The 12,182-nt window shown below is 47.7% G+C and carries 9 protein-coding genes and 1 riboswitch; all 9 genes read left to right on the top strand.

Going from position 1 to position 12,182, the window contains the following annotated elements; translation table 11 throughout:
- Positions 1-230: 230 nt before the first annotated feature.
- The 9 genes from AC4EVX_RS10640 to AC4EVX_RS10600 all read left to right on the top strand — a co-directional run bounded on the left by AC4EVX_RS10640 (position 231) and on the right by AC4EVX_RS10600 (position 12,182).
- A complete protein-coding gene (locus tag AC4EVX_RS10640) occupies positions 231-647 on the top strand; it encodes a DUF3783 domain-containing protein (RefSeq protein ID WP_177978848.1) in 417 nt (138 codons plus the stop codon).
- Positions 616-1,926 (top strand): extracellular solute-binding protein, encoded by a 1,311-nt coding sequence (locus tag AC4EVX_RS10635; RefSeq protein WP_177978847.1) that lies wholly within the window; start codon positions 616-618, stop codon positions 1,924-1,926. Before AC4EVX_RS10640 ends, AC4EVX_RS10635 begins: the two co-directional genes overlap by 32 nt.
- Positions 1,913-3,616: a histidine kinase gene (locus AC4EVX_RS10630; protein WP_177978845.1), complete on the top strand. Its 1,704-nt coding sequence runs from the start codon at positions 1,913-1,915 to the stop codon at positions 3,614-3,616. The genes AC4EVX_RS10635 and AC4EVX_RS10630 overlap by 14 nt, the downstream gene beginning before the upstream one ends.
- Entirely contained in the window at positions 3,613-5,148 is a 1,536-nt protein-coding gene (locus tag AC4EVX_RS10625) for a response regulator (RefSeq protein ID WP_177978843.1), read from the top strand. The genes AC4EVX_RS10630 and AC4EVX_RS10625 overlap by 4 nt, the downstream gene beginning before the upstream one ends.
- Before the next feature lie 443 nt (positions 5,149-5,591).
- Complete coding sequence (locus tag AC4EVX_RS10620) at positions 5,592-5,822, top strand: HPr family phosphocarrier protein (RefSeq protein WP_177978841.1); 231 nt, start codon at positions 5,592-5,594, stop codon at positions 5,820-5,822.
- Between the two features lie 314 nt (positions 5,823-6,136).
- On the top strand, positions 6,137-7,444 hold the full coding sequence (locus AC4EVX_RS10615) for a DUF815 domain-containing protein (protein ID WP_177978839.1): 1,308 nt from the start codon (positions 6,137-6,139) through the stop codon (positions 7,442-7,444).
- Between the two features lie 140 nt (positions 7,445-7,584).
- Positions 7,585-7,724: riboswitch (SAM riboswitch) on the top strand.
- A 98-nt stretch (positions 7,725-7,822) separates the two neighbouring features.
- A complete protein-coding gene (metK, locus tag AC4EVX_RS10610; RefSeq protein WP_490160189.1) occupies positions 7,823-9,010 on the top strand; it encodes a methionine adenosyltransferase in 1,188 nt (395 codons plus the stop codon).
- 263 nt (positions 9,011-9,273) lie between these two features.
- Positions 9,274-10,473 (top strand): MalY/PatB family protein, encoded by a 1,200-nt coding sequence (locus tag AC4EVX_RS10605; RefSeq protein ID WP_490160188.1) that lies wholly within the window; start codon positions 9,274-9,276, stop codon positions 10,471-10,473.
- A 185-nt stretch (positions 10,474-10,658) separates the two neighbouring features.
- Complete coding sequence (locus AC4EVX_RS10600; RefSeq protein ID WP_490160187.1) at positions 10,659-12,182, top strand: 4Fe-4S dicluster domain-containing protein; 1,524 nt, start codon at positions 10,659-10,661, stop codon at positions 12,180-12,182.

Raw genomic sequence — 12,182 nt, 5'->3', positions numbered from 1 at the left:
TTAGAGCGCCGCCCTGTCACGGCGGAGGTCGTGGGTTCGAACCCCATCCGGGTCGTTTTGAAGAGTCTGGAGTTTCCTGATGGAAATTTCAGACTTTTTGTGTTACCATAAAAGGAGTAATGGCCTGTCGGCTTCGCGTGTCTTTTGAGGAATCCGCGAGTGGGTGTATGGGGTAACAGGTAAATGTAAGGTAAATGCAGAAAATTTGGGAAGCGTGTTGGAGGACAGAGATGGCAGTGACAAGAGGCAGTAGAGAGACAGTTTTGTATTATTCCCCTGAGGGAAACAAGAATGCGACAAAGTTGAAGGGTGTACTTGTGCGGATGGGAATCCGGATTCGCAATGTGAGCGAGGATCAGCTTGGTGAGACGATCGGGGCTCTTCTCGGTCTTGAGGGATTTAAGGAGGAAGAGCACGCAAAAGAGAATATAGATGTAGCGGAAACGATCGATCAGGAGGTTCTCGTCATGCACAATTTTTCGGGAAGCCGACTCGACGAACTGCTTCTTGGAATGCGTCGTGCAAAAGTTCAGAAGATTGATTTAAAAGCGATTGTGACGGAGAGCAACGTCGGATGGAGCTTTTATCATCTTTATGAGGAGATTGGCGCAGAACATGAGAGAATGCATCAGAATGCAGAGCGGTAAGCGGGCACAGAGCAGAACGCAGATACCGCACAGGAAGCAGAAGGGAAAGCGATTTGGCAGGAGGATTTTTTGTGTGCTCACGCTTCTTGTCATCGGTGTGACGCTCACTTCCTGTGGTGGTGAGGAGAAAGTCGCGCCGAAGGAGAAGACACGGTTGGTTCTCTGGCATTACTGGGACATTCCGGCAATGCGCCAGAAGCTGACCCAGCTTGCGGATGAGTACAATGCGTCCCAGGATGAGGTGATCATTAATCTGGAGTATGTGCCGGATGAGGATTTCAGAAAGACACTTGCTCTGGCGGGTGAGAATGGGGAACTTCCGGATCTGATTCTCGCGGATTGCAGTGATATTCAATATTTTGAGCGGATAAGTCCGCTTGTGGATCTGTCGAATGTTGTCGATTGGGACGAGTATCTCGATCAGGCTGTGGAGTTGTGTGAGGGAAAGGACGGTACAATGATCGGGTTTCTGCTCGGTCTGAATTGCCTGACGCTCTATTACAACAAGGGGATTTTACAGCGTTCTGGTGTGAAGCCTCCAGAGACGTTTGAGGAGTTTTTAAGTGTCGCAAAGACGATGACGAGCGGGCAGATCTATGGATGTGGATTTGCCGGGCTGATCAGTGAGGAGACGACGTACAGCTTTCTGCCGATCATCTGGGGATTTGGGGCGGATATGAAGAATTTAAATACCCCGGAGGGAGAGCAGGCCTATCATTTCCTGAAAGAACTTGTGCAGAGCGGGGCAGTCAGTCGGAGCACGGCGAACATGACGATGTCGGATGTGGCGCGCCAGTTCAGCAAAGGAAATATCGCAATGATTTTTGCGGCATCCGGAAAGATGGAGTATTATTTTAAACAGAATCCTCAACTACGCTATGGGCAGGTTCGGATTCCGGGTGCGACGGATCGGACGAGTGTGATCGGCGGAGAGGTTCTTCTTGTGCCAGATCAGAAGAACCGGGAGGAGGCAGTTGATTTTGTCCGTTTTCTCTCTCAGCCGGAGCAGATGAAATCTTATCTGGAATCTGCCGGATACTTGGCACCGCGCAGGGATGTACTCGAGTGGCAGATGGAGAAAAATCCGGAGAGGAGAAAGGATCTGCATGGTCTCAAGTATGCGAGAATCAGAGAACGGGTCGAGTACTGGCCGGCGATCTCAATCGCACTTGCAGAGACGGTGAACCAGACGATCCTGCAGGATGAACCGCAGGATGCCTGGAAGAAACTGGCAGATCGGATTGCTCAGATCAGGGAGGAATATCATGAGGGGGAATAATCGATCACTTCGCACTTCACTGGTGATGGCAGAGAGCGTCACCATTGTTCTTCCCCTGTTGATTCTGATTTTTGTGATGCAGGCGAGAATCGGAGAGATCTTAAAGTCGAATGTTGAGACGGAGATGCAGAGAGAGATTGAGACTGCGGATCAGATGCTCAATATGATGATGGACCGCTATGACAGTGTGCTCTCTGATTTTTGTACGGATGAGGAGCTTGTTGTTCTCGTCCAGCAGATCAACAACAAGAGGGATGTGCTTGATGCAAACAGCAATCAGATTCGCCGTCAGCTTAAACGCCTGTGCAACCGAAATGAGGAAGTGGAGGGCGTGACACTTGTGACAACGGGTGGGCAGAAGTACTTTTATGACCGCGTCAGCGCCTCTTCGATGGACAGCACCTGGGCGGGTCATCTGGTGAAGCAGGATATGGGTGGCGGAGTTCATTTTCACGGTGGTGTGAGTCTGGAGCAGAGTGAGGATGGAAGTGGACATCTGCTCCAGATTGCGCGCAGGATTGTCGATTATCGGGATATTCACCGCGATTTGGGAACAGTGATTCTGAGTTTTGATCAGGAAGTACTCTGGGAGGTGATTTCCTCGAAGACTGAGTCAAGACTTTATATCTGCGAGGGAGACCAGATTATTGCATCGGAGATCAGGGAGGATATCGGAAAAAAGATCTCGGAGATTTCGACGTCCGGCATCAGTGTCCTGAGTACAGACAATGCAGTGACGGGCTGGAAGCTGTACGATTACTACTCAATGAGAGAGTTTTCAAGACTGATCAGCCATCAGACAACGCTGATGATGGTGATGACGGTGGGATTTCTGATTGAGGGAAGTATTGCAGTTTGCCTGATTTTTAAGCCGATCTTTCTTCAGGTTAAGCAGATTGAGTCGGCAATGATTGAGGTCGAAAAGGGAGATTTCTCGGTTCGTGTTCCCGGCAATACCAAACTTCCGCGCGAGGTGGTTACGATTGTCGGCGGATTTAACAAGATGGTGGAGAAGACAGGGGATCTGATTGAGAAGCTCAAGACTTCGGCGGAGGAACAGCGAAATGCTGAGCTCTCCGCGATGGAGGCACAGATTGACCCGCATTTTCTCTACAATACTCTCGATACGATTAACTGGAAGGCGATTGAACGTGATGAGTACGAGATCAGCGGAATGGTTTGTGCACTCGCAGATATCCTGCGCTACTCGATTCGGAATCCGGGAGGTCTTGTGTCGATCGGGCAGGAACTCTACTGGCTGAGCCAGTACACGATGCTCCAGAAAGAGCGAATCGAACAACCGCTCGAGGTGGAGACAGATGTCCCGGAGAAACTGAAAGGGTGTCAGATTCACAAGATGCTTCTTCAGCCATTTGTGGAAAATGCGATCAAGCATGGAGGGTATCAGAAGGAAGGAGTGTGCCGTCTGACGATTCGAATTCGACGGATTGAGGATCAGATTTACATCATGATTCGGGACAATGGAAAGGGAATTCCGAAGGAGACGCTTCAGATTCTCAATGATCCGACGAAACGGATGGAAGGGCATGTCGGGATTTACAATGTAAGAAAACGACTCGAGTTGTATTATGGGGAAGATGCAACTTGTTATTTTGAGAGTCGTCCGGATATCGGAACGACAGTGCATCTGTTTGTGAAAGCAATACGGGGGGGAGGAAAAAACAGATGAAGATTGCAGTAGTGGAAGATGAGAGTTCAATCCGCAACGGTCTGGCAAAGATTATCAAAAAGCTGGATCCGGAATATGAGCTTGTGGGAACAGCGGGAAACGGTCTCGAGGGACTGCATCTTGTGCAGAATACTGAGCCGGATCTCGTGATTATGGATATTCAGATGCCGGAGATGAATGGGCTTGATATGCTCGAACATCTCCGAAAGGACGGATATACAGGACGGGCGGTTGTCCTGACCGCGTATTCGGATTTTGACTATGCAAAGCGGGCAATCGGTATGAACATTGACAATTATCTGCTCAAGCCGATCAAGATTCAGGAGCTTCGGGAGACACTCTGGAATATCCGAAATGTATTGGAGAAAGAGAGAGGAATCGAAAATATGCAGGAAAAATTCCTCTCGCTTCCCCAGATTTTTAAGGGCTGTATGCTGGCGGAGCTTCCGGTCGATGAGGAACTCAACAAGCTGACTCTGCGGGAGTACGGGCTTGACATCAAAGATTCTCTTGAAGTTTTTTCGATCTGGATGGGAACGAATTATGACCGCCAGGTTGCCAAGGTCAGACAGATCGTGGAGACGTACACGGGGCGGGTTGCCGACTACTCGAGCACGATCATTGAGTCGGTGCGTCAGCATCAGCTTCTCGTCATCCTCTATCATTGTCAGAACAGGGAGAAGATCCAGAAACGTTATGTTGAGATGTTGATTCCGGCGATTTGCCGGGCACTCAGCCCGATTCCGGTCTTTCTCTGGACACAGAGTGATGGAATGGCCGGGCTTCAGGAGGCATATGAGGAGCTGATCACCGATCGGGAGTGGAACTTGAGTTTTCCGAGAGAAACACTTCTGACGAGGGAAAATCTCCGCCAGATGCATCTGGTTCCGCTCCAATATCCACTTGAGATGGAGGAGAAAATGCGCAAGATGATCACAGAGCGCAATCAGGAGGGATTCTTGGAGGCACTTGAACAGTTCATCCGTATGTACCGCAACGGAAGTTGTCATCCGAATGAGATCCGTGAGGCGTGTATCCGTTTCAGCATGGCAATCCTGAATCTCGCAAAGACGCTCGGAAGGACAGCAGGACTTGGCTCGGCGCAGGAGATCGTTGGCTCGATCACGCAGGCAGTGACATGGAATGAGATTCGCGCAATCATGGAACAGCTCTATGAGAAGACAGCAGTGCCAGAGAAAAGTGAGGCGGTCAGCGATCTCGTCCACCGTGCAAGGCTTCTGATTGAGGAGTATTACAGTCAGGGAATCACGCTCGATGAACTGGCGCAGAAGCTGAAAGTGTCGGAGGAGTATCTGAGCAGTCAGTTCAAAAAAGAGACGGGGATGTCGTTTACAGAGACTGTTCGGAGTTATCGAATTGAAAAGATTAAGGAATTGCTTCTTCATTCAAAACTTAAGCTGAACCAGATCTCGGACATGGTGGGATATGCCGACCCGAAATATATGAGCAAGGTGTTTAAGGAGGAGGTTGGGGTTCTTCCGGCAGAATTTAGGAAGAACTTCTCTTCTTAAAAAGCGGGTTTTGTAAAATTTTCCTCATAAATTTTCTTCAAAACGGGGGTGTAGGAGGAAAAAATTGATTTGGAAGCATTTACAAATGGGAAAATCCGGGATTTTTGGTGACATTTTCTGACAGAAATTGACGAAAAATCTTAAATAGTTACTCCTATTTAAGAAATTTCCTCTTTCCAGAATATTTTGGAGTGATAGAATATTCATAAACGGTGAGGAGAGATCAGAGAAAAACCGAGTTTCAGATGAGCAGGATGCAAAGTCCAGAAAAAAAGGATAATAAGAGCTGGATCGGACCTGATGAGAGTACTTTCCGTGATGAATAAACTATGTATAGAATGAAAAATCAACCAGAATGACAATCCGAGTGAGGAAGACGAATAGAGCGAGAAAATCTGGTTAGACTGTCAGATAAGAAAACCAAAAAGGAGAATGAGTTTATCATGAGCGAAATGAACGTAACCTTTAAGAATCCGAACGATGTTCTTGATTTTATCAGCAAAGTAGAGAAGTATCCGTACAACATGGATCTGAGTCGTGGAAGCATTGTTGTGGATGCAAAATCTCTTCTGGGAATCATGAATCTGGGATTCAACCACATCGTGAACTTAAAGGTTTACGCAGACCATTGTGAGGATCTTTGCAGTGACATCAAGCAGTTCCTTGCAGCATAAAGAGAGTAGTTATTTATTAACAAGCCATTATCAATTTATTGTTCCCCATACTGAGCAGGATAGTGAAAGCTATTCTGCTTCTTTTCTTTTGTGTGCAGATGTGCTAAACTGTTAAAAAGTTTTTAACGATCTTGTAACCGGGAAAATCGGACGATTTCAGGGTCAAAAAGCGAACGAAAGGGAATAAACATAAGGGTAAGAAAAAGGAAAAGAAGGCTGAGAAAAAAGTGAGCAAGAGAAAGTAAGTAAACATAGGCAAAAGTAAGAAGAGCAAAAGAAAAAAGTAAGTAGAGACAGGGACGGAGGAGAGAGAAATGTACAAGATTGTTTCCAGATTGCTGATTTACGGAGATATGCCAAAAGATACCATTCTGATGGAGCTTGCGGATATCACGAGAAAGATGGATGACAAGAGCCAGACGAAAGAGGAGCTTGTGACCCGCGTATTTACCCAGATGAAACATCTGCTTCAGGTTGCGACGGATTATGGATTTGACAAGAATCTGTGGCACAACTATTTGACATTTCTGCTGATTACGAATGAGAATCCGTTCAGTATTACCTGTGAGAAGGTAGGAGCGAGCGATGGAAGCGTCAATGCATTCGCAAAGGGCGATTTCCGTGCATTTATGGATCTGTTTGACTATGATTTCGGACCGCTTGAGGAGTATCTCGGTGTCGACTGCTTCTCCCGCATTTCCAATTACAAGGCGATCGGCAAGAAGGAGCTGATGTATAACAAGAACGTCAGCGAGAAGGTTCAGGCACTCAGCGAGAAGCTCGAGCAGGCGAAGAACGAGGATATGTTCTTTGATGCAGTGACCGGATTCTACAAGGACTACGGTGTTGGTATGTTTGGTCTGAACAAGGCATTCCGTATCCAGTCGGATGAGAGCGGAGTCGCAAAGTTCTGCGCGATCAACAACATGGATACAGTTATGCTCGATGATCTGATCGGATATGAGATTCAGAAGAAGAAACTTGTAGACAACACGCTCGCCTTTGTTCAGGGCAAGAAGGCGAACAATGTGCTTCTGTTCGGTGACAGCGGAACTGGAAAGTCCACGAGTGTCAAGGCGATTGTCAATGAGTTTTACGGTCAGGGTCTGCGCATGATCGAGATTTACAAGCATCAGTTCCGCGATCTTTCCTCCGTGATTGCACAGATTAAGAACCGCAACTACCGTTTCATCATCTACATGGACGATCTGTCGTTTGAGGAGTTTGAGGTGGAGTACAAGTTCCTCAAGGCCGTCATCGAGGGTGGTGTGGAGACGCGCCCGGACAACATCCTGATCTATGCAACCTCGAACCGCCGTCATCTGATTAAGGAGAACTGGAGCGACCGCGATGATGTCGAGAGCGACAACGGTATGCACCGTTCCGACACGATGGAGGAGAAGCTGTCCCTTGTAAATCGTTTCGGTGTGACGATCAACTACTCAAAGCCAACGCAGAAGGAGTACTTCGGAATTGTCATCGGACTTGCAAAGAAGGCAGGACTGACGATCAGCGACGAGGAGCTGTGTGCAGAGGCAAACAAGTGGGAATTAAGCCACGGCGGAATTTCCGGACGTACCGCACAGCAGTTCATCAACTACCTGATCGGAACCCGTTCCTGAGAAAATAAGAAAAAATCGGTTGCCGTTTGTGCAATGCATGAACGGTAACAAAACTGCGAAAGATTATCCTTGACAGCTATATGGGAATCTGCTAGTATTATTCACGGAACAATCTAAATAACAATCGAAAAGTGCGTAATCCCTTATTCAGAGTGATGGAGATACAAAGGATCTATGAAGTCACGGCAACCCCGAATGAAATGTCTGAACCTCCAAGCGGTGCGATCAGGCAGGAGCGTTGGGAAGGTGCCAACCTGAGCGAGAAATCGAGCAATAAGAGGATTTGATGTGCAAAGAATATCAAGTCCGCAGTATGATTGCTACGGACTTTTCTTTTGTTTTCAACAAGTTTTAATATTTTAACGTAGGAGGATTTTCATGGAAAAGTTACTGTTTACATCTGAGTCTGTAACCGAAGGCCATCCGGACAAAATGTGCGATGCGATTTCAGATGCGATTCTGGATGCCCTGATGGAGAAGGACCCGATGAGCCGTGTAGCATGTGAGACTTGCTGTACGACCGGTCTTGTTATGGTAATGGGAGAGGTTACCACAAATGCATATGTCGATATTCAGAAAATTGTTCGTGAGACGATTCGTGAGATCGGATATGACCGTGCAAAGTATGGTTTTGACTGCGATACCTGTGGCGTTATGGTTGCACTTGACGAGCAGTCTTCCGATATCGCTCTCGGCGTTGACAAGGCACTTGAGGCAAAGGAAAATGCAATGGATGACGATGCCCTCGATGCAATTGGTGCAGGAGATCAGGGTATGATGTTCGGTTATGCAACGAACGAGACCGAGGAGTACATGCCGTACCCGATCGCTCTGGCTCACAAGCTCGCAAGACGTCTGACTGAGGTTCGTAAGAACGGAACCCTTCCGTATCTTCGTCCGGATGGAAAGACCCAGGTAACCGTAGAGTACGATGAGAACGGCAAGCCGATCCGTCTGGATACCGTTGTTCTTTCTACCCAGCATGATGAGAATGTAACTCAGGAGCAGATTCATGAGGATATCCGCAAGTATGTATTTGACGTTGTTCTTCCGTCCGGAATGGTAGATGAGGAGACGAAGTACTATGTAAATCCGACCGGTCGTTTCGTAATCGGTGGACCTCACGGAGACAGCGGTCTGACCGGACGTAAGATTATCGTAGACACCTACGGTGGATATGCTCGTCACGGCGGTGGCGCATTCTCTGGAAAGGACTGCACAAAGGTAGACCGTTCCGCTGCATACGCAGCTCGTTATGCAGCAAAGAACCTTGTTGCAGCAGGACTGGCTGACAAGTGCGAGATCCAGCTTGCATATGCAATTGGTGTTGCACATCCGATGTCTGTTCGCGTAGATACCTTCGGAACCGGAAAGCTCAGCGATGAGAAACTGGTTGAGATCGTTCGTGAGAACTTTGATCTGCGTCCGGCAGGAATCATCAAGATGCTTGACCTTCGTCGTCCGATCTACCGCCAGACCGCAGCTTACGGTCACTTCGGAAGAACCGATGTTGATCTGCCGTGGGAGAGAGTGGACAAGGTAGAGGCTCTGAAGAAGTATCTGTAAGAGCATGACTGGATTGTGATCGTGATTAGATCATAATTAGATAGGAATGTAATAGAAATCGTTATGGCAGGAAAAGTCTGAGGGCTTTTCCTGCTTTTTCTATATTAACGAGTATATATTCGGCTGGATTTTGGGGAGGAGATGTGCTAACGTGTAATGGAATGGCAAAAGATTCAAAAACACATAACTCAAAGTATATGTCCTTTCCGCTGCAGGTGAGGATATTAATGGAGGGTACTCTTGGAGAAGGAGGAGAAAAGACGATGAAATACGATTTTACAATAGTTATGGATCGGCATGGAAAAGATGCGATTGCCGTGGATTCGCTTGGAAAAGAGGGGGTTCCGGGGGCGCCGAAGGAGGGCTTTGATGCGATCCCGATGTGGGTGGCAGATATGAACTTTGCGACGGTTCCGACTGTTCAGCAGGAGATGATTGAGCGGGCAGGTCATCCGGCATTTGGATATTTTGATCCGCGCGAGGAGTATTTTACTTCGATTATCAAGTGGCAGGAGACACGAAATGGAGTGAAGGGACTTGAGAAGAAACACATCGGATATGAAAACGGTGTGCTCGGCGGACTGATCTCTGCGGTCTCAGCGTTCAGTGCACCGGGAGATGCGATTCTGCTCCACAGCCCGACTTATATCGGATTTACAAGATGTATTGAGAATTCAGGACGTAAGATTATTCTCTCTCCGTTAAAGAAAGATGAGAATGGAGTCTGGCGGATGGACTATGAGGACATGGAGGCGAAGATTCAGAAGAATAGGATTCATCTGGCAGTTTTCTGCAATCCGCATAATCCGTGTGGTCGTGTGTGGGAGAAAGATGAGATTGAGAAGGCGATGGAAGTGTACAAGCGCAATTCCTGCGTCGTAATTTCCGATGAAATCTGGTCAGATCTCATGCTCAATGGAAGCAAGCATACGCCGACCCAGTCAGTCAGCGAGGATGCGAGAGATCGGACGATCGCGCTCTATGCACCGTCAAAGACGTTTAACCTTGCAGGGCTGATCGGTTCTTATCACATCATTTACAATGACTATCTGAGAGATCGTGTTCTGGCGCAGAGCAGTAAGTGCCATTACAATGAGATGAATCTGATGAGCATGTATGCGCTGATCGGTGCTTACCGTCCGGAGGGATATGAGTGGGTTGATGAGTTGTGCGAGGTGCTGTCAGAGAACGTCAATTATGCGTATGACTATATCCAGAATCATTTCGACGGTGTGGAAGTGTCCAAACCGCAAGGAACTTATATGCTGTTTCTCGACTGTACGAAATGGTGTGAGAAGCATGAAGAGAGCCTCGATGAGCTGCTTCGAGCTGGTTGGGATGTCGGAGTTGCATGGCAGGATGGACGCCCGTTCCACGGTTCTTGCAGTATCCGCATGAATTTGGCGTCCCCGAAGAGCCAGATTGAGAAGGCATTTGAGCGTTTGAGTCAGTATGTGTTCTAATCCGGCTGTTCTCTGATGTGTATTTTTGAAAACAATGAGAAAAATTGTCATTTACTGTTTGATTTTTTACTCTTCACTGATATAATACAAATGAGAAAAATAATCGTTAAAAAATAAACATGAGTAACTGCTCAGTATCTTTGCAGTTACGAACAGGGTCAATTATCAGGAGGAGAGAGAAGAGAATGAGAGGAGTCGAGACACGAATCCAGGAAATCCGTCATAGAATATTCAGAGAGGTAGCCCGCATGGCTTATCATACCGAGTGGCCGGTAGACAAGCGTATTGAGGAACTGCCGTACAAGATCATTCCGGGAGAGGTAGGAAACTTCCGAAATGATGTATTTCTGGAGAGAGCAATCGTTGGAGAGCGTCTTCGTCTGGCAATGGGTCTTCCGGCAAGAGGTGCAGCAGAGCATGCACCGATTTCTGACAATATTGAGGCAGCTGACCGTCCGGAGACTTATTACACCCCGCCACTGATCAATGTTATCAAGTTTGCATGTAATGCCTGTGCACCGAAGCGCGTAACGGTGACAGAGGGATGTCAGGGCTGTCTGGCACATCCGTGTGTGGAGGTATGTCCAAAGAATGCAGTCAGCCTTGACCGCACAACCGGTCGTTCTCATATTGATCAGGATGCCTGCATCAAGTGTGGTCGTTGTGCAACCGTCTGCTCTTACAATGCAATCATTGTTCAGGAGCGTCCGTGTGCCGCTGCCTGTGGAATGGATGCAATCGGATCTGATGCAAATGGTAAGGCAGATATCAACTATGAGAAGTGTGTATCCTGTGGTCAGTGTCTTGTAAACTGCCCGTTTGGAGCGATTGCGGACAAGTCTCAGATTTTCCAGGTTATCCGTGCAATCCAGTCTGGTGAGCAGGTATATGCAGCAGTTGCACCAGCATTCGTAGGTCAGTTTGGACCGAAGGTAACTCCGGGAAAACTGCGTTCTGCAATGAAGGCACTTGGATTTACGGATGTATTTGAGGTAGCAATCGGAGCAGATTTGTGTGCAACTCAGGAGGCAATTGACTTTGTAAATGAAGTTCCGGAGAAACTGCCATTCATGGCAACTTCCTGTTGTCCGGCATGGTCAATGATGGCAAAGAAACTCTTCCCGAAGAATGCAAATAGCATCTCGATGGCATTGACCCCGATGACTCTGACAGCAAGACTGATCAAGCGTCATAATGAGAATGCAAAGGTAGTCTTTATCGGACCGTGCGCAGCAAAGAAGCTCGAGGCAATGCGTACCGATATTCGAAGCGATGTGGACTTTGTTCTGACCTTTGAGGAGATGGCGGGCGTTTTTGATGCAAAGCATGTAGATCTTGAGACGATCGAGGAAGATCCGAACGGTGTCAACGATGCTTCGACTGATGGACGTAATTTTGCAGTTGCAGGCGGTGTTGCACAGTCTGTTGTTAATGTCATTAAGGAAAAGTTCCCGGATAGAGAGATCAAGATCGCAAATGCAGAGGGTCTGAAGGATTGTCGAAAGCTGTTGACGCTGGCAAGTGCTGGCAAGTACAACGGCTATCTGCTTGAGGGTATGGCATGTCCGGGTGGATGTGTAGCAGGTGCAGGTACGATGCAGCCGATCAAGAAGTCTCAGGTTGCAGTCAACCAGTACGCTTCCAAGGCAAACCATAAGACATCCAATGAGACCGAGCATGTAAAAGAGCTTGATAAGCTGGTAGATTAA

The organism is Brotaphodocola sp. (genome assembly GCF_983179755.1).
The sequence above is the reverse complement of the archived record's forward strand: the minus strand, read 5'-3'. Positions and strand labels throughout refer to the sequence as shown.